This is a genomic window from Rufibacter sp. XAAS-G3-1 (assembly GCF_013623775.1).
GTDB lineage: Bacteria > Bacteroidota > Bacteroidia > Cytophagales > Hymenobacteraceae > Nibribacter.
The window spans coordinates 214088-236459 of sequence record NZ_JABFAM010000003.1 but is presented as its reverse complement, the minus strand read 5'-3'; the positions used below and the strand labels follow the sequence as shown (position 1 = coordinate 236459).

Genomic DNA, 22372 nt, shown 5'->3' with positions numbered 1-22372 from the left:
GCTGTTTTGTGGAAAATAGGCCTAAAACAGGGGCGGGAAACGTTCGTACCTTCAAAGACCGGTTTTGGTGGGTTTTTCTCAAAAGACGGCCAAAACGGGAAGAGGAAATCTGCCCGGCAAGCTTCTGTTACATTTCTGCGGAAATACGGCTACCTTTGCAGGCAATTCAGAATAGCAGGTAAGCTGCAGATCAACGCATAACATCCATGGAGAATAGAAATTACAGAGATAGAGACGGTGGCGGAAAGCCAAGGCACTACACCCAACCCAAGGTAGATAAAATGGAGATGGTGTTCGGCCTGCGGCCGATACTGGAGGCCTTGCACGCCGGTAAGACCATGGAGAAAATCTATCTGCTCAAAGGAACCAAGCACAGCATCAGTCAGGAAATCACCGAACTGGCCCGCGAAGCCCAGATTCCCATCTCGCTGGTGCCCAACGAGAAACTGGACCAGCTTACCCGCAAAAACCACCAGGGGGCCGTGGCCTATCTGTCGGCGATCTCTTATTCTCCGTTAGACGAGATGGTGGCTTCCCTCTTCGAGAAAGGCAAAGATCCCTTGCTGTTGGTGCTAGACCGTATTACCGATGTGCGGAACTTCGGGGCTATTGCCCGTAACGCCGAGTGTATGGGCGTGGACGCCATTGTGATCCCGAGCCGTGGGGCCGCCCAGATCAATGCCGATGCCCTGAAAACCTCGGCGGGCGCCTTGAACCTGATTCCGGTTTGCCGCGAGCAGAATCTGAAAGACACCCTGCACTTCCTGAAGCAGTCTGGTATACGCGTGGTGGCCTGTACCGAGAAAGCCGACGATAACCTCACCGATGCCGCCGTTGACTTGACCGGCCCGGTGGCCGTGCTCATGGGCAGCGAAGAAGACGGTATTTCGCCGGAATATTTGAAAAGAGCCGATGTGCGCGTGAAAATCCCGATGGTGGGCCAGGTGCAGTCGCTCAACGTGTCGGTGGCCAGCGGCATCATCTTATACGAAGCCCTAAGACAGCGGAAAGCCCAATAGGCCTTCCATTTTAGAGGGCACAAGAAAAGCGTTTTGCGGCTGTTTTCACGAAAGTAGCCGCAAAACGCTTTTCTTGTGCCCTCTTGGTTTTGGTGGAAGTACCCATGATACTGTAATTGGCGCTGGAGACCCAAAGAACCGCCTTGTCAAGGAAACCAGCAGGTAGCCGCAATGGAGTGAGGTAGTACTGCTTGAGACGGCGTCTTGCTTGTTGGTGTTATCCCCCATAGCCGTCTGGCTAAGAAGGAATGTGTATGACGTTGCAGGGTAAGGTCGCTACGGAATACCCGGCCATGTAGCCTCGTTACCCTGTAACGAGGTACTTGTGCAAGGGGAAATGACCTCCGCTTCTCCTTAGCCTGACGGCTATGGTGTTCTCACCAACAAGCCTTCGCCCCACCAACAAGCACAGAACATTTCATAAATGTGATGCAGCCTTTTCGCCGTCTGAAGGGTCTTTCTCAAAAGAGATGCTATGAAAAATAAGTTACTGATTCTGTTACTGGCGTTCCTTTCCTTTTCCTGCTTCGACAAGGAAGATGGGAGTCCAGCGGTGTTGCCTAGTGGTAGTGGTACGTACGTTGGCACGTTTACGCGGTCAAGCCCTACGGCTGATTATGCGACCGCAGAGGTGACCCTTGTTTTGAAGGACAACTCCTTTTCGGGAAGCAGTGAGAAAACCAAGTACCCGGCAATTGGCAAAGGCACCTACCATGTTGTAGAAGGGCAGAAGATAATTTTTGAGGATAAGTCTTTCTGGACGGCAGAATTTGACTGGACGCTTATCCTGGATGGTGAATTCTCTATAAGTACCGCAAATGACATGGTAACCCTTACCAAGCAGCAAGGAGGCATGACTGATGTTTACCGGTTAGTCCGGCAAACGGGGAACCGATAGATGATTGGTAAAGCAAAAAGCGGGGTGCTCTTTACCAAGGGCACCCCGCTTTTTGCTTTAGGTTATAAGAGCTTGTTTAAATTTCAACTTTGTGCTGCAAAGGCCCATAAAAAGAACCTGCATTCACCTTTCTATCGCCCCGTAGCGCTGCTACGCGGCTCAAAAAACGCTTCTGTAGAACCTTTCTCTGGTCATTTTCGCTGGCAAACCTCAAATTTAAACAAGGAAGCTGTTTAGAGTTTTATGCCTGTTTTCCTAAAAGTAGCCTGAAAACGGGTTACAAGCGGATGCTTGCGGCAGTGTACAGATAAACCTCTTGTTTTTGGCCTGTTTTCATAAAAATAGCCTAAAAACAATGGCCAAAGCGGATGCTTCCCCAGAGGAATTGCTTTAAACGCCCATTAATGAAAAATTCTAAGCAGGTTCAAGCTCTAAAACGCTAAATGAAATTCTGGCCTTTCATGGCCCTGGCATCGGCCACAAAGTCTTTCACTTTTTGCTCATCTTCGCGGCGGCACACCATAAACACGTTGTCATGGGCGGCTACAATGTAGTCTTCCAACCCCTGTACCACCACCAGCTGATCTTGCGGGGTTTTGATGATGCAGTTCTTTACGTCATACGTCAAGATATTGCCGTCTATTACATTGCCTTCGGGCGTTTTCTCAGACAAACTGTACAGAGAATCCCAACTGCCCAGGTCTGACCACCCAAAATCGCCCAGAATCACAAATACGTTGTCTGCTTTTTCCATGATGCCGTAGTCAATGGAGATATTGCGGCAGTGGGAATACGCTCTGTTGATGTACGCCTCTTCCTGGTCGGTGTCCAGAACGGGCAGGCCTTCTTCAAAGGTTTCGGCCATGTCGCTCAGGTAGTGGTGGAAGGCTTTCACAATGGCCTGGGCGTTCCAGATGAAGATACCGGCGTTCCAGACAAACTCGCCGCTGTCCAGAAACATTTGGGCAATCTCCAGCGAGGGCTTTTCGGTGAACGTCTTTACCTTTTTGAGGGTGCTGTTTTCATCGTCAATAAACTGGATGTAGCCATAGCCGGTGTGCGGACGGGTGGGCTTGATGCCCAGGGTTACCAGAATCTCGCTGCTGGCGGTGGCGGCCAACGCTTCCTTTACACAGTTTTTGAAAGACTCTTCCCGCAAAATCACGTGGTCTGCCGGGGCAATCACAATGTTGGCGCCGGGGGCTCGCTTCGCGATTTTAAAGCAGGCATACGCAATGCAGGCGGCCGTGTTCCGCCCAATGGGTTCCTGCAGAATCTGGTTATGGGTGAGGTCTGGCAGATGTTCCCGCACCAGGTTGGCGTAGTCGCGGTGGGTGACTACTAGGATGTTCTCTGGCGGGCAAATGCCTGCAAAACGTTTTACGGTGGTTTGGATCATGCTTTCGCCGGTGCCCAGCACATCATGGAATTGCTTGGGATGGCTAACCCGGCTGAACGGCCAGAAGCGACTTCCAATGCCGCCTGCCATGATCACTACGTAGGTATTGTTGTTCATTTAGTTTAGACTAGTCCTTCTTTGAGCAAATCATGTAAGTGTACAAAACCAGAGAAAGTGCCGGCTTTGGTGACAATGAGTTGCGTGATGTTTCTTTTTTGCATAGTAGCCAGGGCTTCTACGGCATATTCGTCACAATCAATGGTGAGCGGCGAGGGGGTCATGATGTCGGCGGCCGTAATTCCCGCTAAATTGTCAAAGTTGGAGAGCATGCGGCGCAAGTCTCCGTCTGTGATAATCCCCGTCAAGTTACCAGAATTATCCAGAACCGCCGTAGCCCCCAGGCGTTTTGAGGATATTTCAATAATAATCTCCTTCAATGTGGCGTCTGTGCTCACTTTTGGGGCGGCATTGAGACTGTAGATATCCCCCACTTTCAGGTAGAGTCTTTTGCCCAGGGAGCCGCCGGGGTGCAGTGCCCCAAAATCTTCTTTGCTGAAATTGCGGGACTCCAGCAGGCAAACGGCCAGGGCATCGCCTAAGGCGAGGTGCGCCGTGGTGCTGGTGGTGGGAGCCAGGTTGTTGGGGCAGGCCTCGCGCTCAATGGTGGCGTTGAGCACAAAATCAGACTGCCGGGCCAGGTACGAATCTACGTTTGACACCAAAGCCGCCAATTTGGTGCCTTTGCGCTTGAGCAACGGAACCAGCACCTTTATTTCTGGGGTATTGCCGCTTTTAGAGAGACAGATCACAAAGTCATCGGCTTGGATCATTCCCAGATCGCCGTGAATGGCATCGGCGGCGTGCATGAAAAGGGCCGGGGTGCCGGTAGAATTGAGGGTGGCCACAATCTTGGCCGCAATATTGGCGCTTTTGCCAATGCCCGTGACCACTACCCGGCCCCTGCTGGCCAGAATGGCTTCTACGCAGGCCTCAAAATCTTCATTCACGTAGTCGGCAAGTTTCAGGATGGCGGTGGCTTCCTCTTCCAACACTTTTTTTGCGATGCTTTTGATATTTTTCGTGATATTCAAGCTAGATTTGTATTAGACAAGACAACAACAGAAAGTACAAACCCTTGTTTCTCGACAACAAGCATATTACATGTTAGTAAAACAAGAATCATTAAAGAACAAATTAAAGGAAGTTTTCGGCTATAGTCAATTCAGGGGCAACCAGGAGGCGATTATTGAAAACATCATGTCTGGCAAGAACACCTTTGTGATCATGCCAACGGGTGCCGGAAAATCACTATGCTATCAGCTCCCGGCTTTGGCCATGGAGGGAACGGCAATCGTGATCTCGCCTCTCATCGCGCTGATGAAAAACCAGGTAGATCAGTTGAACGCTTTCGGGGTGAACGCCCAGTTCCTGAACTCCACGCTCTCCAAAGCCGAGATGAACAAGGTGAAAAGGGAAACGGTGAGCGGCGAGGTGAAACTGCTGTACGTGGCCCCGGAGTCCTTGACCAAGGAAGACACCCTTGATTTCCTGAAACAGGCCAAAATCGCGTTCGTGGCCATTGACGAAGCCCACTGTATTTCTGAGTGGGGGCATGATTTCAGGCCGGAGTACCGCAAAATCAGGGGTATTATTGACAATATTGGCAATCTGCCCATCATCGCGCTCACGGCCACGGCCACGCCCAAGGTGCAGCTGGACATCCAGAAGAACCTGCAGATGGATGACGCCTCAGTGTTCAAGTCCTCTTTCAATCGTACAAATCTGTACTATGAGGTGCGGCCTAAACACAATACCAAAAAGCAGCTCATCCAGTACATCAAAAAGCACAAAGGCAAAAGCGGCATTATCTACTGCCTCAGCCGCAAGAAGGTAGAGGAGATTGCCGAGTTGCTACAGGTAAACGACATTAAAGCGTTGCCGTACCACGCCGGGCTTGACTCGCACGTGCGCATGGCCAACCAAGACGCGTTCCTGAACGAGGACGTGGATGTGATTGTAGCCACCATTGCTTTCGGGATGGGGATTGACAAGCCCGATGTCCGTTTTGTGATTCACTATGACACACCTAAGTCCATTGAAGGCTACTACCAGGAAACCGGCCGCGGCGGCCGTGACGGGCTGGAAGGCAACTGCCTCATGTTCTACAGCTATGATGACATTGTAAAGCTGGAGAAATTCAGCAAAGACAAGCCCGTGACGGAGCGCGACAACTCCAAACTGCTCTTGCAGGAAATGGCCTCTTACGCCGATTCTGCCGTATGCCGCCGCCGCCAGTTGCTGCACTACTTTGGCGAGCACTATGACAAAGACTGCGGTTTCTGTGATAACTGCGTGCACCCTAAAGAGAAGTTTGAAGCCGAGCAGGAGCTGACGTATGCCCTGAAAGCGGCGGTGCAAACAAACCAACGGTTCGCCATTGACCACCTGGTGCACGTGCTCATTGGCTTGAAAGACCAATACGTGGAAAGCTACAGCCATGACCAGTTGGAGGTGTTTGGCGTGGGCAAAGAACAGGAGCCCCCTTTTTGGAATTCCATCATCCGGCAGGCCCTTTTGTTTGACTACCTGGAAAAAGACATTGAAAACATAGGTACGCTCAAGATCACCGAGAAAGGCGAGAAGTTCCTGCAGAGCCCGCACCCCATCAAATTTGCCAAAGACCACAACTTTGACGAGGAGGTGCAGCAGGAAGAAGAGAAAGAGGAAACCCAGGCCGCGGCCGGGCATGACGCCGTTCTTTTTGACATGCTCAAGGCGCTGCGCAAGAAACTGGCCAAAGACATGAACCTGCCGCCGTACGTGTTGTTCCAAGACCCGTCCATCAAAGAGATGGCCACCACGTACCCCACCACCAAAGAAGACCTGGCGCACATTGCCGGGGTGGGCATGGGCAAAGTGCAGAAGTTCGGGAAGCCGTTCCTGGAGCTGATCGCCAAATACGTGGAAGAGAACGACATTGTCACCGCCGCCGACGTGGTTGTGAAAACCACCGTGAACAAGTCAAAGCTCAAAATCTACGTGATTCAGCAGATAGACAAGAAAATGGATCTGGAGGAGATCGCCAGCTCCAAGGGAATTACCATGTCTGAGCTGATTGAGGAGATTGAGCACATCTGCTATTCCGGCACCAAACTCAACCTGGACTATTATATCAACGGGGTTCTGGACGAAGACCGTCAGCAGGAGGTGATTGATTATTTCCTGCACGCCACCACTGATAACATGGCCGAAGCCATCAAAGAACTGGGCACCGATGATTATACCGAGGACGACCTCCGCCTGATGCGGATCAAGTTCCTCTCTAAATACGCGAACTAATTTTGGGCAGAACAGAAAAGCAGGTGACCTCACCTGCTTTTCTGTTTCCTTTATGTGGCACCATTTTAGAGGTGTTTTCTTGAAAAGTAGCCCTAAAACGGCGGCACCAACATTGTATCCTGCTGAGAGCTTGTTTAAATTTGAGTTTCGCAGGCGAAAACGGCCAGAGAAAGGTTCTGCGGAAGCGTTTTTTGAGCCGCGTAGCAGCGCTACGGGGCGAGAAAAAGGCAAACGCAGGTTCTTTTTATGGTTGTTTGCAGCGCGAAACTCGAATTTAAACATGCTCTTAAGCCCCGCTTAAGTTAAAACCATGCTAGTATGAACGTACTGATAATAGGAGCGGGGGGCCGTGAGCACGCCCTGGCCTGGAAAATTAGCCAAAGCCCTTACTGTGACAGAATCTTTGTAGCCCCAGGGAACGCGGGCACCGCGCAGATTGCCACCAACGTAGACATCTCCATCACTGATTTTGAGGAACTGGCCAAGTTTGCCACCGATTTCAACATCATGATGTTGGTGGTAGGCCAAGAGGCAGCGCTGGTAGAAGGCATTGCTGATTATTTCGCGGAGAAGGAGTTTTTGAAGCATATTCTGGTGGTTGGCCCGCGCAAAGCCGGTGCCCAGCTGGAAGGCAGCAAAGATTTCTCCAAACAGTTCATGCGCAAGTACGGCATTCCAACGGCCCGTTATCAGACCTTCACGGCAGAGAACTTTGAGCAGGCGTTAACCTATTTGCAGAACCACCCGTACCCCGTGGTGCTCAAAGCCGATGGCCTGGCTGCCGGCAAAGGGGTGGTCATTGCCCAGAATTACGAAGAAGCGAGTGCCGAACTGGCCGGCATGCTCCAGCAAAACAAATTTGGGAAGGCGGGCAGCAAAGTGGTCATTGAGGAGTTCCTGCAAGGCATTGAGCTTTCAGCCTTTATCCTTACCGATGGCCAGGAGTACGTGCTCCTGCCCGAGGCCAAGGACTATAAGCGTATTGGCGAGGGGGATGCCGGGCTGAACACCGGCGGCATGGGCGCGGTCTCCCCCGTCCCGTTTGCCGATGCAGCCTTCATGGACAAGGTGCGCACCCGCGTGATAGAGCCCACCTTGCGGGGTTTGCAGCAGGAACAGATTCCGTACACCGGTTTCCTGTTCATCGGGCTGATGAACACCAACGGCGAGCCGTACGTGATTGAATACAACGTGCGCCTGGGTGACCCCGAGACCGAGGCCATTCTGCCCCGCATCAACTCAGACCTGTTTGAGCTTTTCAGGGCGCTGCATGACCACGAGTTAGGGCAGTTCCAACTGGAGATTGATCCCCGGTCGGCCACTACTATTTTCCTGGTGTCAGGCGGTTACCCCGAAGAGTACGAGAAAGGCAAAGAGATCCGGGGGCTGGAGAGTGCTTTCCCAGAAAACACCCTTTGTTTCCACGCCGGTACCAAACAAACCCCGTCTGGGCAAATTGTCACTGATGGCGGCAGAGTTATTGCCGTAACCGGTTTGGGGCAGGACATGGAGGAAGCCCTGGAGAAGGCCAACGCCGCCGCCGCCCAGATCACGTGGGAGGGACGCAACTTCCGAAGAGACATTGGCTTTGACCTGAAACCGTATTTCACGGAGCGTATTTAGGTCTCCTGCAACCGAAGTGCGTTTTGCGGCTGTTTTGCGGAAAACGGGCCCAAAACGCAAAGGCCTCTGAAGTCTCCAAGACCTTACAGGTTGAGAAAGTACGGTAGTAAGTACTGGCGCGAGACTCCAGTCTCGTGACAAAGGGTGAAGCGAGTCTCCAGACTCGCCGGAAACCACGAACTTCTTTTTAGTTGTGCGTAGAGTTAGCGCGAGCGCTCTACGCACTTCCGGGCAGCCAATCTCCAGATTGGCGTAGAGGTGATCGGCGCAGACGCTCGCGGGTCTTTTAAAGCAAGCGGTATGGACAAAGAGAAGAGGCAGTTGTTTCTATGCAGTTCCTTATTTCCGTTTATGCCCTGTTTCCCTGAAAACAGGGTAAAAATGACAAAGGCCAACCTGCGCGCTGGCCTTTGTCATTTTAGTGGGCGTCTGTGAACGCGAACTTTGCGGCAGAATCTCGTAAAAGATACCTCATCAAACATAAACGCCCCATGTCCTTACAGCCTGACTACACCACTGCCGAAGAAGCCGTTAAACTGATTAAATCCGGAGACCGTGTGTTTGTGCACGGAGCCGCCATGACGCCGCTGCGGCTGGTAAATGCCGTATCTGCCCGGGGCCCGGAGCTCCGTGAGGTAGAGTTCATCCACATGCACACCGAGGGCGAGGCACCCTACACCCATCCAGAGCACATAGGCAGCTTTAAAACCAACGCCTGTTTTGTGGGCGGTAACATCCGGCAGGCCCTCAACGAAGGCACCGCCGATTACATTCCTATCTTCCTGAGTGAGATTTCTTTGTTGTTTCGCCGTAACATTCTGCCGTTGGATGTGGCCCTGGTGCAGGTGTCGCCGCCCGACGCGCACGGCTTCTGTAGCCTGGGCGCTTCGGTAGATGTGGCTTTGTCGGCGGTGGAGACGGCCAAGATCCTGATTGCCGAGGTGAACCCGCAGGTGCCGCGCTCGCACGGCGACGGGGTGGTGCACATTAGCAAGTTCCACGCCAAGGTGCAGGTAAACGAGCCGCTGCCGGCGCACAAGAACAAACCCGCCGGCGAGGTGGAGACGCAGATTGGGCAACTGGTGGCGTCGCTGGTGGAAGACGGCGCTACGTTGCAGATGGGCATTGGCGGTATTCCAGACGCGGTGCTGGCCCAGCTGGGCAACCATAGAGACCTGGGCATCCACACCGAGATGTTCTCAGACGGCATTATTCCGCTGGTGGAAAAGGGCGTGATTACCGGGGCCAAAAAGAAAGTCCTGAAGCACAAGATTGTGTCCTGCTTTGTGAACGGCTCGCAGAAGGTCTTCGATTTCCTGCACGACAACCCGGCCGTGGTGATGAAGGAGACGGTGTTTACCAATGATACGGCCATTATCCGGCAGAACCCCAAGACCACGGCCATCAACAGTGCCATTGAGGTAGACCTCACCGGCCAGGTCTGCGCCGACAGTATTGGAACGTACCAGTTCTCGGGCGTGGGTGGCCAGATGGACTTCATGCGCGGGGCGGCCCTCTCAGAAGGCGGCAAGCCGATCATCGCGCTCCCGTCCATCACCAACAAAGGCGAGTCCAAGATTGTGCACATGCTCAAACCTGGGGCCAGCGTCACTACCACCCGGGCCCACGTGCGGTACATTGTCACGGAGTTTGGCATCGCTGATCTGTACGGCAAGAACCTCCGGCAGCGCGCCACAGAACTCATTCGCATCGCGCACCCCACGCACCAGGCAGAACTGGAGCGCTTGGCCTTTGAGCGGTTTAAGGTCTTGTAATGGCGGGCTGCTAAACCTGTGAGGTTTTGAAAACCTCACAGGTTTTTGCGTTTACAGCTTGTTTTCAGTAAAACAGCCTTAAAACAGGAGCGCCTGACTTGAGAAAGTCAGGCGCTCCTGTTAATGGTGGAAGGTTTCCGCAGATTAGCAGTACTCTTCAAACGCGCCTTGCAGGTTGTCTACAATGCGGGTTAAGTCGTTGCCTTCAATGTGGTGGCGCTCAATCACGTGTACCAACTCACCGTCTTTGAACAATGCGATGGAAGGCGAAGACGGCGGGTAGGGCAGCATGAACTCACGTACTTTGGCTACAGCTTCGGTCTCCATGCCGGCAAACACCGTTACCAGTTTAGAAGGTTTTTGCTCAGTGCTGGCCACGGCCATTTTCAGGGCTGGACGGGCTTTGGCGGCGGCACAGCCGCACACAGAGTTTACGGCTACCAACACGGTGCCTTCTTTCTGGTTTAAAACGGCTTCTACTTCTTCAGAGGTCATTAACTGCTCAAAGCCAGCAGAGGTAAGGTCTTCCCGGATAGGGGCGACCATATATTCAGGATACATTGCCATGGTGATGGATGAATTAAAGGGTGAATTCTGTTTCTGAGGTAAAATTACGAAATCAATGGTAAAACACCGCAGGTACCTTTCTGGTTTCCAAAAGCATACTAATTCTCTTATCAGAAACTCTTTGTCAACGGCATGGAGGGTATTCCTTTGTTGAGGGGAGTAGAGGATTGGAGCAGCGGCTACCTCCATTTACAGCAGGGACGCATGAAACGAAGAACTGTTGTGGGAAAACTTTTCCCTGAAAAATAGAAGGAAAGAGAGAGAAGTGTTACCTTTGCAGGGCAGAACAACACAGAACCGTGCTCCTCTACATGGACTTCGCTTAAGGAATAGGAGAGAGGACGTAGAAACCTGATTATTTTTAAGCTAGTTTCTTGCAATTTATCAGACAAGCTTGTAGTTTTGCAAACTCATTTAGAATCAGAGTCAAAAGCATTTATCTATATTCACAACCATGGCTAACCATAAGTCAGCATTAAAGAGAATCAGATCTAACAACGCGAAACGCTTGCTGAATCGCTATCAGGCGAAAACCACCCGTACCTTTGTAAAGCGTTTAAGAAACACAACCGACAAAGCCGAGGCGCAAGAGCTGTTCAAGACGGTATCTGGTATGCTGGACAAGTTGGCCAAGAAGAACGTGATTCACAAAAACAAAGCGGCCAACAACAAATCGAAATTGGCTAAATTTGTTAATACATTAGCTGCTGCCTAATTCCTTCAGGTAGTATTTACCTTCTCGGGTAATCATTAGAAGCCTTGCTGTCAGCAAGGCTTTTTGTGTTGTAGTGGGTTTTGTGGCTGCTTTCTAAAAGTACTTCTACAATCCCTATTGGTTTATTTCTGTGCTTGGGCCTGGACTTGGCTTCTTCTTTCGTGAGGTTGGTGGGTGCACGCCTTTTGCTGTTTCTTTGGCTTGTCTGTTTTTGCATGGGATTGGTGGGTGCACGCCTTTTGCTGTTCCCTTGGCTTTTCTGTTTAATACGTGGGTGCAAAGTATTGTTTCATCTCTGGCGGTATGCGCTCACGGCCGCGAGGCCCCGTCTTCCCCTCTCGCACTGCCCTTTCGGCCTGAACTGTTTGTCTACCTTAGTAGATGCCTATCTAGGGCCAAAAGCGAGGCGCGCTCGGGGAAGACTGGAACTGGGGAAAGTAGCAGAAGCCGTGGTGGGAACCCGTAGAGACCAGGCACTGCCTTGTCTCTACGGGTTCCTTTCTCCTGCAAACCACGCATTCTTTTCCCCTGCAGAGTCATATTCCCCTCCTCAGAGGGGTAGGGGTGGGTTTCACAGGCTGCTGTCTCCTGCAAGAGCGCATAATCATTCAAATAAGCCTATAAAGCAAACGGGCCAGCCCTCCTTAGTGGAAGACTGGCCCGTTTGCTTTGTGGAGTTCTAGGGTTAAACGTGGTATGGCTTAGTGTACTACGCTTAACTTAATCATGTTGGCGCGTTTCTTCTCCATTACAGGCATGGAACCAATATTGATGAAGATGTCGCCGGTCTCTAAATGACCTTCTTTTACCAGAATTTCCTTTAAATCGGCGATGGTCTCATCTGTGGATACGAACCGGTCATAGTAGTAACCCCTGATGCCCCAAACCAGGTTAAGGGTATTCAAAAGCACCCGGTTATCGGTGAAGACAAAGATATTGGCTTTAGGGCGATGCTTGGCTAACTGGATAGCTGTGTAACCCGACTTGGTAAGGCAGATAAGTGCCTTGGCATCAGTGTCGCGGGCCAGGTTAACGGCGCTCGCCACCACGGTGTCATTGTAAAAGGTAGGGGCCTCCCGGTTGAATACGAAGTTGCGGTGGTAAACCGCAGCCTGTGTCTCAACGGATTGAATGGTGCGCACCATGCTGCGGATGGTTTCAATAGGGTAAGCTCCGGCGGCCGTCTCAGCACTCAGCATCAGCGTGTCGGCGCCGTCCACTACCGCGTTGGCTACGTCATTGGTCTCGGCACGCGTAGGGCGGGGGTTGGTGATCATGCTTTCCATCATTTGGGTAGCCACAATCACGGGTTTGCCTAAGGCGTTGCATTTCTCCACAATCATCTTCTGGAGCATGGGAACGCCTTCCATCCCTACTTCCACCCCAAGATCGCCGCGGGCCACCATGATCGCATCTGTCGCTTCAATAATGGAGTCAATGTTGCGGATAGCCTCTGGTTTTTCAATCTTGGCTACTACTTTGGTGTCTTTTCCGCGTTCCGCAATTATTTGTTTGATTTCATGGATGTCTTCCACTTTGCGAACAAAGGAAAGCGCGACCCATTCCACGTTGTTGTCCAAGCCGAAGTGCAAGTCCTGGATGTCTTTCTCGGTTAAAGAAGGAGCGGTAACCACGGTGTCTGGCAGGTTCATGCCTTTGCGGGGTTTTACCACACCGCCATAGACTACCTCAGTTAATACCTCATTCACTCCATCTGTACTGATGACGCGCACTTCCAGTTTACCGTCGTCAATCAAGATGGCATCGCCGGGGCGTACATCCTGGGCCAAACGGGTGTAGCTGTGGGACAACCGCTGCGGCGTACCCATAGACTTGTCACAGACAAACGTCAGTTGCTGGCCTTCCACAATCTCAATGGCGCCGTCTTGCACATCATTGATCCGTATTTTGGGGCCCTGCAAATCTTGTAAGAGGCATATATTAAAACCTTCTGCGGCATTGATGGCGCGTACGTGCTCAATCACCTTTAAATGTTCTGGGTGCGTGCCGTGTGAGAAGTTTAAGCGAAAAACATCTACTCCTTCCTGAATAAGCGCGCGCAGGCGCTCAGGGGTGTTGCTGGCGGGGCCAACGGTGGCAATAATCTTGGTGTTGTTGAAATGGATAGCCATGCGCTAAAAAAGCAGGTTTTCTTTATAACGTAAACAATGTGGGTCAAAGGAACGCACGTACTGCACTAGCGGTACGGCGTGTAGGGTCTGAAGGATTTCCTGCTGCCATTGGCTCAGGACCCCAGACACCTGTATGACATAATCGTACTCTTTAATATCAGGGACCAGAAAAGGAGAGGAAAGGGTGCTGGTGCCTACAGAACGATTGCGAAACAAACGGAGAGAGCCATGCTCGGCCCGGTGCAGGTAGTTGGAGATGATCAACCGTCCCTTGTTCAGGAAATCAATACACAGGTCAGCCTGTTTCACCAGCCTGATGCCGAAGTACTTGTTAAGCGCCCAGGCAAGTGTGTATTCCTTGCTGGATGATACCACTCCATAAAGCTCGAAATCAAAATCGTGTTCTACGTCTAGACGGAAAGATTTCATGGGTTGCGGTACTCTGGTGAATGTAAAGTTGGGCTGGCAATTTAAAGAAGGGATTTGGAAACTCAAGTTAACTTTTAGAAAAGTACCAGAATAAAACAAATGCATGCATTTTGTTTGACATTGTGTTTCCAAATCCATTTCTTTGCACTGTGTTTTAAAAAACTTCTAAAAAAATGTCAGAAATCGCAGAAAAAGTAAGAGCTATCATTATTGACAAATTAGGCGTTGAAGAATCTGAGGTAACGCCTGAGGCTAGCTTTACAAACGACCTGGGTGCCGACTCTCTTGATACCGTAGAATTGATCATGGAATTTGAGAAAGAATTCAATGTGTCTATTCCAGACGACCAAGCTGAGAATATTGCAACGGTGGGCCAAGCGATCAGCTACCTGGAAGAGCACGCAAAGTAATCTCCTCCTCCCTTTTTTCTTCTATCGATCCAATTTTACCTAATCAATATAGGTTCTTTTCCTCTACTAGCAGCGTATGGAGCTTAAGAGAGTTGTAGTAACAGGCCTTGGTGCGCTTACCCCACTGGGGAAGTCAGTTTCTGAATATTGGGATGGCCTTGTGAACGGAGTAAGTGGGGCCGCGCCTATCACTCGCTTTGATGCCTCAAAATTTAAGACCCAGTTCGCCTGCGAAGTAAAGGGGTATGATCCTGAGCAGTATTTTGAGCGAAAAGAGGCCCGCAAGATGGACCTCTTTTCGCAATTTGCTGTCATTGTCGCCGACCAAGCCGTTAAGGATGCCAATTTGGAAGATGAGTCTTTAGACAAAGACCGCATTGGGGTAATCTGGGGGTCTGGTATTGGCGGCTTGCGCACGTTCCAGGAAGAATGCGTGAACTTCGCCAACGGCGACGGAACCCCACGCTTCAATCCTTTCTTCATCCCTAAAATGATCGCCGACATCAGCGCCGGTCATATCTCCATCAAATACGGCTTTAGAGGTCCTAACTTTGTGACTGTATCTGCCTGTGCTTCAGCTACCAACGCATTGATTGACTCTTTCAACTACATTAGGTTGGGAATGGCAGATATTGTGTTGAGCGGTGGTTCTGAGGCAGCCGTAACCGAAGCCGGAGTTGGAGGGTTCAACGCCCTGAAAGCCCTTTCTGAGCGCAACGATTCTCCCGAGACCGCTTCCCGTCCGTTTGACAAAGACCGCGATGGGTTTGTGTTGGGCGAAGGAGCCGCCGCCATTGTGCTGGAAGAGTACGACCACGCGAAAGCCCGCGGTGCTAAAATCTACGCCGAGCTGATTGGTGGCGGAATGTCTGCCGATGCGTACCACATTACCGCGCCGCACCCAGAAGGATTAGGCGCCCGCAACGTGATGAAAAACGCCTTGCGCGATGCCGGTATCACGCCAGAGCAGGTAGACTATATCAACGTGCACGGTACTTCCACGCCGCTTGGCGACGTAGGGGAGGCCAAAGCCATTGAGCACGTGTTCGGCGACCATGCGTACAACCTCAACATCAGTTCTACCAAATCCATGACCGGCCACCTGTTAGGGGCGGCCGGGGCCATTGAGGCGGTCGCTTCTATCCTGGCTATCCAAACTGGTATTGTGCCCCCTACTATCAACCATATCACCGACGATGAGCAGTTTAATTCCAAGCTGAATTTCACGTTCAACAAAGCTCAGAAGCGCGAAGTGAACATTGCCTTGAGCAATACCTTCGGATTTGGCGGACACAACACCTCTGTGATTTTCAAGAAATTCACTGAATAGCATTGAGCCCGATCAGACCGGTCTTTCGCGCAATCCATAAATTCTTCTACAAGGACAAGGCTTTTGTGAATGCCATCACCCACATCACGGGCATGGCACCAGATAACCTGCACTTGTACCAGTTGGCGTTCACGCACACCTCATTTGTGCGCCAAAACCTGAACGGAAGCCAGGAAACCAATGAGCGCCTGGAGTTTTTGGGCGATGCCATTCTGGGCGCAGTCATTGCCGAATACCTTTTCAGGAAATACCCTTACAAAGACGAAGGCTTCTTAACCGAGATCCGGTCGCGCATGGTGAACCGGGAGTCTTTGAACAGCCTGGCCGTAAAAGTTGGGCTACATTCGCTTATCAAAGTAGACAACATCTCTGGGGTAACGCGGCACAAGTTCATCAACGGCAACGCCTTAGAAGCTTTAGTAGGCGCTGTGTACCTGGACAAAGGCTACGAAGACACCAAAAGCTTCATCCTGAAGAAATTGGTGAAGCCGCACTTTGACCTGCACCAACTCACCACCACCACCAGCAATTTCAAAAGCAAACTCATAGAGTGGGCCCAGGGCCAGAACCGCAGCATCAGGTTTGAGATTGTAGGCCAGAAACAGAGCGGCAGCACCACTGAGTTTACCGCCGCCGTAGTGGTAGACAATGACATCATTGCCAGCGGCAGCGGCCTCTCCAAGAAGAAAGCCGAACAGGCCGCCGCCGAGAAAAGCATGGAAGTACTCAAAGCCACGGGTATCAACCTCCCTTAATTCCCCCTTCTCCGTTTTAGGCCCCTTTTCCAAAAATAGCCCTAAAACGGCAAAGCCTGTTTGGGTCATTCCATGAATTTACGTGTTCATGGTAGGGGCAATCCCTTGTGGTTGCCCTTTCTTGTGATTGCCTTTTCCATTCTACCTGCTATTTACCCGAGAATGTACGGACAGGTCGCGACCTGTCCTACACTTGCAGAAAACATGCACCATCTAACGTGAAGGGCAACCACAAGGGATTGCCCCTACATTTTCGTGCCGTTTCAAGAGAGAATAGGATGGCTTTTCTCCTCAATTCTTGGTTCTGAAGACAAGGTTCTTAGTTTTGTATGGCTTGGCAGCCGTACGTCTTATATCTGCCAGAAACCCGTATTTCTAACTTGCAGGCATATTTTTGCGTTAGAAAAGCCAAAACAGAACCAAACTATGAAACTTGCCGGCGCCGCCCTCAACCAAACGCCCCTGGATTGGGACAACAATCTCCGCAACATCAAAACCGCCATTGAACAGGCCAAAGAACAGAACGTAGACCTTCTCTGCCTGCCCGAGATGAGTATTCCCGGGTACGGCTGCGAAGACCTGTTTCTGAGCGAATGGGTGAGCGTGGAATGCTTTGAGCGGCTGCTGGAGATCAAGGACTGGTGCGACGGCGTGATCGTGTGCGTGGGCCTTCCCATTAGATTGAACAACACCACCTATAACTGCGCCTGCGTCATCAGAGACAAAGAGATTCTGGGTTTTACCGCCAAACAGTTTCTGGCCAATGACGGCGTACACTATGAGCCGCGCTGGTTCAGTTCCTGGGTGCCTAATACCATAGAGGAATTTGACGCCTATGGCCAGACGTACCAGATAGGGGATATCATCTATGAGCACCAGGGCGTGAAATTCGCGTTTGAGATCTGCGAAGACGCGTGGCGCAACGCCAACCGTCCGGCCTATCGGCATAAAGAAAAGGGTGTGCAGCTCATCATCAACCCCAGCGCCAGCCACTTTGCCATGAGCAAGACCGATGTGCGTTACCGGCTGGTGGTAGATGCGTCCAGGGAGTTTGAATGCACCTATTTGTACGTGAACCTGCTGGGCAACGAGGCCGGGAAAATGATCTATGACGGCGAAATCCTCATTGCGCAGAACGGCAACGTGGTGCTTAGAAACCAGCTCCTTTCCTTTAAGAGCGTGGACTTTGAGTGTGCCGATGTCTCTTTTGAAACGCCGTTGCCGCCCGTAATAATGGATCTGTTGCCCGTAGATGAAAACCTGGAGTTTATTGCGGCTATTTCGCTGGCCCTGTTTGATTACCTGCGCAAAAGCCGCAGCCGCGGGTTTGTGTTGTCGCTGAGCGGCGGGGCCGATTCTTCTTTGTGTGCCGTGGCCGTGGCCGAAATGGTGCGCCGGGCGGTGACCGAGATTGGGCTGGAGGAGTTCGCCCGTAAAACCAACTGCCTTACCCCCAGCGAACGCACTGAATACAGCCTACTTTCTGGAAACGAGCTCCAAAACGCCCTGGTTGGCAAATTGCTGGTGACCGCCTACCAGGGCACCAAAAACTCCTCAGATGACACCTACCGTTCCGCCCAGGAACTAGCCAAATCCATTGGGGCCGTTTTCTACAACTGGACTATTGACGAGGAGGTGAAAAGCTACCAAGGCAAGATTGAACACGCCATCGGCCGCGGGCTGACCTGGGAGCACGATGACATCACGTTGCAGAACATTCAGGCGCGCGTGCGGGCCCCCGGTATCTGGATGCTGGCCAACCTCAGGAATTCCCTTTTGCTGGCCACCTCCAACCGGTCAGAGGCCTCGGTGGGCTACGCCACCATGGACGGCGACACGGCTGGCAGCATTTCGCCCATTGCGGGCGTAGACAAATCGTTTATACGGCAGTGGCTGGTATGGGCCCAGTTGGAGTTAGGCTACGAAGGATTGCAGTACGTGAACAACCTGCAGCCCTCGGCCGAGCTTCGGCCCCTGGAAAATACCCAGACCGATGAGGAAGACCTCATGCCGTACCCGCTCCTGAACCAGATTGAACGCCTCGCCTTCTATGAGCGCCTTTCGCCGCAGCAGGTATTTGAAAGGCTGAAAGGCACTTACCCAGATGAACAATTGCGCCAATTCCTGCAACGCTTCTACTCGCTCTGGAGCCGCAACCAATGGAAACGCGAACGCTACGCCCCGGCCTTCCACCTGGACGACTACAACGTGGATCCGCGCAGCTGGCTCCGGTTCCCCATCCTCAGCGGTGGTTTCCGTCAGGAACTGGATGGGCTGCGGTGAGGATGTGGAAATTGGGAGATGTGAGGTTCTGGCCGCGTTTCTGGGCTGTTTTCTGAATAATAGGCCAGAAACGCGCTACCGTAGAGACGCAAAGCTTGCGTCTTTCCTTTGCAGGAAGCTTTTGCCCTGTTTTAGGTAAAATAGGCTATAAACGTTCATCAACCGCTGGAGACCCAAGGTGTTGCGTTTCCGTAGAAAGCAATTATGGAAGAACTAGAGTGCCCACCGTATTTCAATGACTTGGAACGCCGGGTGTGGCAGTTCGCCGTAGCCGCGCACGGGGAGCAGCGCCGCAAATACAACCATGAGCCGTACGTGCGGCACGTGGAACGGGTGGCGCAGACCGTCATGGAGTACGGCGGTACCACGGGCATGGTCATGGCGGCGCTGCTGCATGATGTACTGGAAGACACGCCGGTAACTGAAACGGAAATGCAGGCCTTTCTGGAAGAGGTCTGTGCGGGTACTATTGTGAAACCCACCGAGGTGCTGCAGATGGTGCTGGATCTCACCGACCAATTCACCAAGGAACATGCCCCTGGCCACAACCGCAAACGCCGCAAGCAGCTGGAGGTGGAACGCCAGGGACAGATCTCGGGCCGCGCCCAAACCATTAAACTCGCCGATATCCTTGACAACACCCGCGACATCATTGCCCAGGATATCAGCTTCGCGAAGGTGTATATACCGGAGATGGTGGGCTTACTGGAAGTCCTGAAATCGGCGGAGCCGTTCCGGCTGTACCTGTTGGCCTGCTATGAAGTGCAGAATGCCTTGTTCAGGTTGGAGGAAGAGCGGCGCAATAAAGCGCAGAAAGACGACGTGATTGACTCATAAATAGGAACCCTGCTTTTCTTCACTAAGAGCTAGTTCAAATTTGAGGTTTGCCGGCGAAAATGATCAGAGAAAGGTTCTGCGGAAGCGTTTTTTGAGCCGCGTAGCAGCGCTACGGGGCGAGGGAAAGGCGAACGCAGGTTCTTTTTATGGTCATTTGCAGCGCAAAGATGAAATTTAAACATGCTCTAATACCAAAAAAGAAGCCCCTGTTTGAGGGGCTTCTTCTGGTTCTGAAAGAAGAGGAAGTACCTAGTTGGCTTCGCCGGCTTTGGCGTCATCGTTGCGGATGGATTTGCTGCGGCGTGGTTGCTGGTTCATCTCCATTTTCCCGAAACGGTACGAAAAACTCACCCGCACGCTGCGGTTGTAATTCTGGTTGATGCTGTTCTGTACGAAAGTACGGCTCTCTAAGTCAGAAGTAAACTTAATGGTCTTAGAAAACGGGTTGTCAATTCCCAGGCTCAGGCTGCCTTTCTTATCCCATAGCTGTTTTCTGATGCTGAAGCTGGAGTAATAGTAACCTGAGAACTTCCCTTGCACGGTGGGGCGGGGCGAACTGTAGTTCCCGAAGAACTGAACGGCCAGATCTTTCCTGATCTCATATCCAGAGTTTAGGCTTACGTTGTACTGCATGGCTGAATTGCTTTGGATAGAACTCCGGAGCGAGATGTAGTTCAGGTTGAAAGACCCACCAATGTTCCACTTGGGCATAGGTTTGGTGTTGCCCGAGAAGCTAAGGCCGTAGGTGGCGTTACGGCCAATGTTGAAGTACGTGGTATACGAAACATCTGGCTGCTGCCAGGTGCCATCAAGTACCGGTAGGGCTCCTTCTTCCCCCACAATGTTCCGGATAGATTCAATGGCATTGTTGGTTTGCCTCCAGTACAGAGACACGTTGATAGAGCTGGTCTTGAAGTAATTGCTATACCCCAGCTCATAGGCGTGTGACAGTTCTGGCTCCAACTCTGGATTCCCGAATGACACGTTTTTATCGTCAATGATATTCACGTATGGGTTCAGGTACCAGATCTGCGGGCGTTGAATCCGCTGGGTGTACCCCACTCTAAACGTCTGGCTTTTGAAGGTTCTGGAGATTAAGATATTGGGGATGAAGTTGTAGTAGTTGTCAGTGAACGGGTCTTGGTAGGGCTGTATGTACTTGCCGTCAATGTTGGTGTATTCAAAACGGGCCCCAGACTTAACGTTGTAGTTTTTGAGCAATTTAAAGCCGTAGGAAGCGTAAGCCGAGTACACATCCTGGTCATAGGTGAACTCATTAGGGCGTAATTCCTCTGCCTCAGTAGACAACCTGATTCTGCGGTACAGGGCATCGCTTTCGGCGTGCCGCAGAATGCCTTTGGTGCCAATCTCTAGTTGGGTCTTGTTCTGGAACGGGTGCACATAATCTACCTGGAACGTCATTTCGCGGTTCACGCCTTCGTTGGTGTTGCGCAGCAGAGTGTCTAGTAGGTAATCCTGGTCTAGGTAAATATCTTGGTTTGTAGAACTGTTGCTGGCTCCTTTGTTCCATTGTGCCAACACAGACAGTTCCTGCTGCGGCTTGAAGATGTGGGTGTAGCCCATGTTCACATCTACGGAGGCGTTCTTGCTGGCCCCTCTGCTTACGTTCTCAATTTGCTGGAGAGCGTCATCATACCTGGTCAGCGACTCCTGGAAACCTTGGTTCCGGTAATTGCCGCGGTAGATATTCACGCCCGCGTTGATGGTGTTAGAGGAATCAAGATCTGCATCAAAGCCCAACTGACCGTATACGCCCCCTCCGCGCCGCTTTGATTCTCCCATTTGGTCAAGCATGGTGTTGAATCCTTCAGAGTCGGGGTTCGTACGCGTTGCACGGTGCAGCTCACTTTCGTTTTTGTTGTTGTACTGCTGGTGGGTACCCAGGCTGGCGTTAAAGCCTACTTTGCCCCGCCGCACGTTCACGTTGGCGTTGCCATTGGAATTACGCGTGCCCACCGAAGTGCTCACGCTCCCGTTCACGCCGTACAACGTGTTCTTTTTGGTGATGATGTTGATGATCCCGGCGGTGCCTTCGGCGTCATATTTGGCCGAGGGACTGGTGATGACCTCCACGGTTTTGATCATGTCAGACGGAATCTGGCGCAGGGCATCGGCCACGCTGTTGGCCATAATGCTGGACGGTTTGTTGTTGATGAGCACCCGCACGTTTGAGGAACCCCGCAACTGCACGTTTCCGTCCAGGTCTACGGTAAGGGAAGGTACTTTCTTGAGCACGTCTGAGGCGTTGCCGCCAATGTTGGTGATGTCCTGGTCAGCGTTGTACACCATGCGGTCTACTTTGTCTTCCACCAGCGGTTTCTCACCTACCACCGTTACTTCCTTCAGTCTGTTCTGCACGGGTCTAAGCACTATCCTGCCTAATTCCACTTCGTTGTCTTTCTCAGAAACACTTACCCCAGAGCGGCTGAACGTTTCATAACCAATAAAGCTCACCGAAACAGAATAGCTCCCGAAGGCCACCCGGGACAAAGTGAACCGGCCCCGCTCATCGGTGACGGTGCCGTCTATGGGCTTGCCGGTGGCGGTGTTAATCAGAGAGACGGTGGCAAATTCCACGGGTTTGTTTGTGGATGAGTCCGTAACCACGCCGCTGATTTTGCCGGTAGCCCGCTGAACGCCGCCGCCCGAGGCAGTAGCTGGAGACGGAATAGGGGCTGGGGAGGGAACTTGGGCATGAAGGCTAGACACAGCCGCCCAATACAGCAAAGCAATGAGTAAAGAATGACGCATGAAGAGGTTCTTGAAGAAAGAATAAGGTATGATGAGATGTAAGATTTTAATAAACCGAATAGTAGATTTTGCATTGGAAAGAGCTGCGG

19 protein-coding genes are annotated in these 22372 nt (G+C 51.8%); 12 read left to right on the top strand and 7 right to left on the bottom strand.

What is annotated here, in order from left to right; all coding sequences use genetic code 11:
* Positions 1-206: 206 nt before the first annotated feature.
* From rlmB to HHO50_RS01840, 3 genes are all read left to right on the top strand, one after another.
* A complete protein-coding gene (rlmB, locus tag HHO50_RS01850; RefSeq protein WP_181304302.1) occupies positions 207-1019 on the top strand; it encodes a 23S rRNA (guanosine(2251)-2'-O)-methyltransferase RlmB in 813 nt (270 codons plus the stop codon).
* A gap of 475 nt (positions 1020-1494) precedes the next feature.
* The gene (locus tag HHO50_RS01845) at positions 1495-1917 is read left to right on the top strand and encodes a hypothetical protein (protein WP_181304301.1); all 423 of its coding nucleotides are present in this window, start codon (positions 1495-1497) and stop codon (positions 1915-1917) included.
* A complete protein-coding gene (locus tag HHO50_RS01840; RefSeq protein ID WP_181304300.1) occupies positions 1918-2154 on the top strand; it encodes a hypothetical protein in 237 nt (78 codons plus the stop codon).
* Between the two features lie 202 nt (positions 2155-2356).
* Here the strand turns inward: HHO50_RS01840 and HHO50_RS01835 are convergent, their stop codons facing one another.
* Entirely contained in the window at positions 2357-3433 is a 1077-nt protein-coding gene (locus HHO50_RS01835) for a mannose-1-phosphate guanylyltransferase (RefSeq protein ID WP_181304299.1), read from the bottom strand.
* 5 nt (positions 3434-3438) lie between these two features.
* On the bottom strand, positions 3439-4407 hold the full coding sequence (locus tag HHO50_RS01830) for an SIS domain-containing protein (RefSeq protein ID WP_181304298.1): 969 nt from the start codon (positions 4405-4407) through the stop codon (positions 3439-3441).
* 70 nt (positions 4408-4477) lie between these two features.
* On the opposite strand from HHO50_RS01830, the gene recQ reads away from it, so the two are divergent.
* The 3 genes from recQ to HHO50_RS01815 all read left to right on the top strand — a co-directional run bounded on the left by recQ (position 4478) and on the right by HHO50_RS01815 (position 10053).
* Complete coding sequence (gene recQ, locus HHO50_RS01825) at positions 4478-6655, top strand: DNA helicase RecQ (RefSeq protein WP_181304297.1); 2178 nt, start codon at positions 4478-4480, stop codon at positions 6653-6655.
* A 318-nt stretch (positions 6656-6973) separates the two neighbouring features.
* Positions 6974-8278, top strand: coding sequence for a phosphoribosylamine--glycine ligase (gene purD, locus HHO50_RS01820; RefSeq protein ID WP_181304296.1), 1305 nt, complete (start codon positions 6974-6976; stop codon positions 8276-8278).
* 491 nt (positions 8279-8769) lie between these two features.
* Positions 8770-10053 (top strand): acetyl-CoA hydrolase/transferase family protein, encoded by a 1284-nt coding sequence (locus HHO50_RS01815; RefSeq protein ID WP_181304295.1) that lies wholly within the window; start codon positions 8770-8772, stop codon positions 10051-10053.
* Between the two features lie 144 nt (positions 10054-10197).
* On the opposite strand, the gene HHO50_RS01810 is transcribed toward HHO50_RS01815, so the two are convergent.
* A complete protein-coding gene (locus HHO50_RS01810) occupies positions 10198-10614 on the bottom strand; it encodes a BrxA/BrxB family bacilliredoxin (RefSeq protein ID WP_304621520.1) in 417 nt (138 codons plus the stop codon).
* A 460-nt stretch (positions 10615-11074) separates the two neighbouring features.
* On the opposite strand from HHO50_RS01810, the gene rpsT reads away from it, so the two are divergent.
* Positions 11075-11335, top strand: coding sequence for a 30S ribosomal protein S20 (rpsT, locus tag HHO50_RS01805; protein ID WP_123127420.1), 261 nt, complete (start codon positions 11075-11077; stop codon positions 11333-11335).
* Positions 11336-11351: 16 nt separating this feature from the next.
* On the opposite strand, the gene HHO50_RS01800 is transcribed toward rpsT, so the two are convergent.
* The 3 genes from HHO50_RS01800 to HHO50_RS01790 all read right to left on the bottom strand — a co-directional run bounded on the left by HHO50_RS01800 (position 11352) and on the right by HHO50_RS01790 (position 13896).
* Positions 11352-11552 carry a hypothetical protein gene (locus HHO50_RS01800; RefSeq protein WP_181304293.1) on the bottom strand — a complete coding sequence of 67 codons (201 nt, stop codon included), beginning with the start codon at positions 11550-11552 and terminating at the stop codon, positions 11352-11354.
* 484 nt (positions 11553-12036) lie between these two features.
* Positions 12037-13467 carry a pyruvate kinase gene (pyk, locus tag HHO50_RS01795; RefSeq protein WP_181304292.1) on the bottom strand — a complete coding sequence of 477 codons (1431 nt, stop codon included), beginning with the start codon at positions 13465-13467 and terminating at the stop codon, positions 12037-12039.
* A 3-nt stretch (positions 13468-13470) separates the two neighbouring features.
* Positions 13471-13896 (bottom strand): IPExxxVDY family protein, encoded by a 426-nt coding sequence (locus HHO50_RS01790; protein WP_181304291.1) that lies wholly within the window; start codon positions 13894-13896, stop codon positions 13471-13473.
* 173 nt (positions 13897-14069) lie between these two features.
* On the opposite strand from HHO50_RS01790, the gene HHO50_RS01785 reads away from it, so the two are divergent.
* The 5 genes from HHO50_RS01785 to HHO50_RS01765 all read left to right on the top strand — a co-directional run bounded on the left by HHO50_RS01785 (position 14070) and on the right by HHO50_RS01765 (position 19511).
* On the top strand, positions 14070-14306 hold the full coding sequence (locus HHO50_RS01785; protein WP_048919546.1) for an acyl carrier protein: 237 nt from the start codon (positions 14070-14072) through the stop codon (positions 14304-14306).
* A 76-nt stretch (positions 14307-14382) separates the two neighbouring features.
* On the top strand, positions 14383-15636 hold the full coding sequence (gene fabF, locus HHO50_RS01780; RefSeq protein ID WP_181304290.1) for a beta-ketoacyl-ACP synthase II: 1254 nt from the start codon (positions 14383-14385) through the stop codon (positions 15634-15636).
* A 2-nt stretch (positions 15637-15638) separates the two neighbouring features.
* The gene (gene rnc / locus HHO50_RS01775; protein ID WP_255478553.1) at positions 15639-16391 is read left to right on the top strand and encodes a ribonuclease III; all 753 of its coding nucleotides are present in this window, start codon (positions 15639-15641) and stop codon (positions 16389-16391) included.
* Positions 16392-16817: 426 nt separating this feature from the next.
* Positions 16818-18674 (top strand): NAD(+) synthase, encoded by a 1857-nt coding sequence (gene nadE / locus HHO50_RS01770; RefSeq protein ID WP_181304289.1) that lies wholly within the window; start codon positions 16818-16820, stop codon positions 18672-18674.
* Between the two features lie 204 nt (positions 18675-18878).
* The gene (locus HHO50_RS01765) at positions 18879-19511 is read left to right on the top strand and encodes an HD domain-containing protein (RefSeq protein ID WP_181304288.1); all 633 of its coding nucleotides are present in this window, start codon (positions 18879-18881) and stop codon (positions 19509-19511) included.
* Positions 19512-19760: 249 nt separating this feature from the next.
* Here the strand turns inward: HHO50_RS01765 and HHO50_RS01760 are convergent, their stop codons facing one another.
* On the bottom strand, positions 19761-22283 hold the full coding sequence (locus HHO50_RS01760; RefSeq protein ID WP_181304287.1) for a TonB-dependent receptor domain-containing protein: 2523 nt from the start codon (positions 22281-22283) through the stop codon (positions 19761-19763).
* Positions 22284-22372 lie beyond the last annotated feature (89 nt).

Bases quoted from the DNA above. Each gene is read 5' to 3' on its own strand.
- rlmB (WP_181304302.1), top strand. From the start codon at position 207: ATGGAGAATAGAAATTACAGAGATAGAGACGGTGGCGGAAAGCCAAGG.
- HHO50_RS01845 (WP_181304301.1), top strand. From the start codon at position 1,495: ATGAAAAATAAGTTACTGATTCTGTTACTGGCGTTCCTTTCCTTTTCC.
- HHO50_RS01840 (WP_181304300.1), top strand. From the start codon at position 1,918: ATGATTGGTAAAGCAAAAAGCGGGGTGCTCTTTACCAAGGGCACCCCG.
- HHO50_RS01835 (WP_181304299.1), bottom strand. From the start codon at position 3,433: ATGAACAACAATACCTACGTAGTGATCATGGCAGGCGGCATTGGAAGT.
- recQ (WP_181304297.1), top strand. From the start codon at position 4,478: ATGTTAGTAAAACAAGAATCATTAAAGAACAAATTAAAGGAAGTTTTC.
- purD (WP_181304296.1), top strand. From the start codon at position 6,974: ATGAACGTACTGATAATAGGAGCGGGGGGCCGTGAGCACGCCCTGGCC.
- HHO50_RS01815 (WP_181304295.1), top strand. From the start codon at position 8,770: ATGTCCTTACAGCCTGACTACACCACTGCCGAAGAAGCCGTTAAACTG.
- HHO50_RS01810 (WP_304621520.1), bottom strand. From the start codon at position 10,614: ATGTATCCTGAATATATGGTCGCCCCTATCCGGGAAGACCTTACCTCT.
- rpsT (WP_123127420.1), top strand. From the start codon at position 11,075: ATGGCTAACCATAAGTCAGCATTAAAGAGAATCAGATCTAACAACGCG.
- HHO50_RS01800 (WP_181304293.1), bottom strand. From the start codon at position 11,552: ATGCAAAAACAGACAAGCCAAAGAAACAGCAAAAGGCGTGCACCCACC.
- pyk (WP_181304292.1), bottom strand. From the start codon at position 13,467: ATGGCTATCCATTTCAACAACACCAAGATTATTGCCACCGTTGGCCCC.
- HHO50_RS01790 (WP_181304291.1), bottom strand. From the start codon at position 13,896: ATGAAATCTTTCCGTCTAGACGTAGAACACGATTTTGATTTCGAGCTT.
- HHO50_RS01785 (WP_048919546.1), top strand. From the start codon at position 14,070: ATGTCAGAAATCGCAGAAAAAGTAAGAGCTATCATTATTGACAAATTA.
- fabF (WP_181304290.1), top strand. From the start codon at position 14,383: ATGGAGCTTAAGAGAGTTGTAGTAACAGGCCTTGGTGCGCTTACCCCA.
- nadE (WP_181304289.1), top strand. From the start codon at position 16,818: ATGAAACTTGCCGGCGCCGCCCTCAACCAAACGCCCCTGGATTGGGAC.
- HHO50_RS01765 (WP_181304288.1), top strand. From the start codon at position 18,879: ATGGAAGAACTAGAGTGCCCACCGTATTTCAATGACTTGGAACGCCGG.
- HHO50_RS01760 (WP_181304287.1), bottom strand. From the start codon at position 22,283: ATGCGTCATTCTTTACTCATTGCTTTGCTGTATTGGGCGGCTGTGTCT.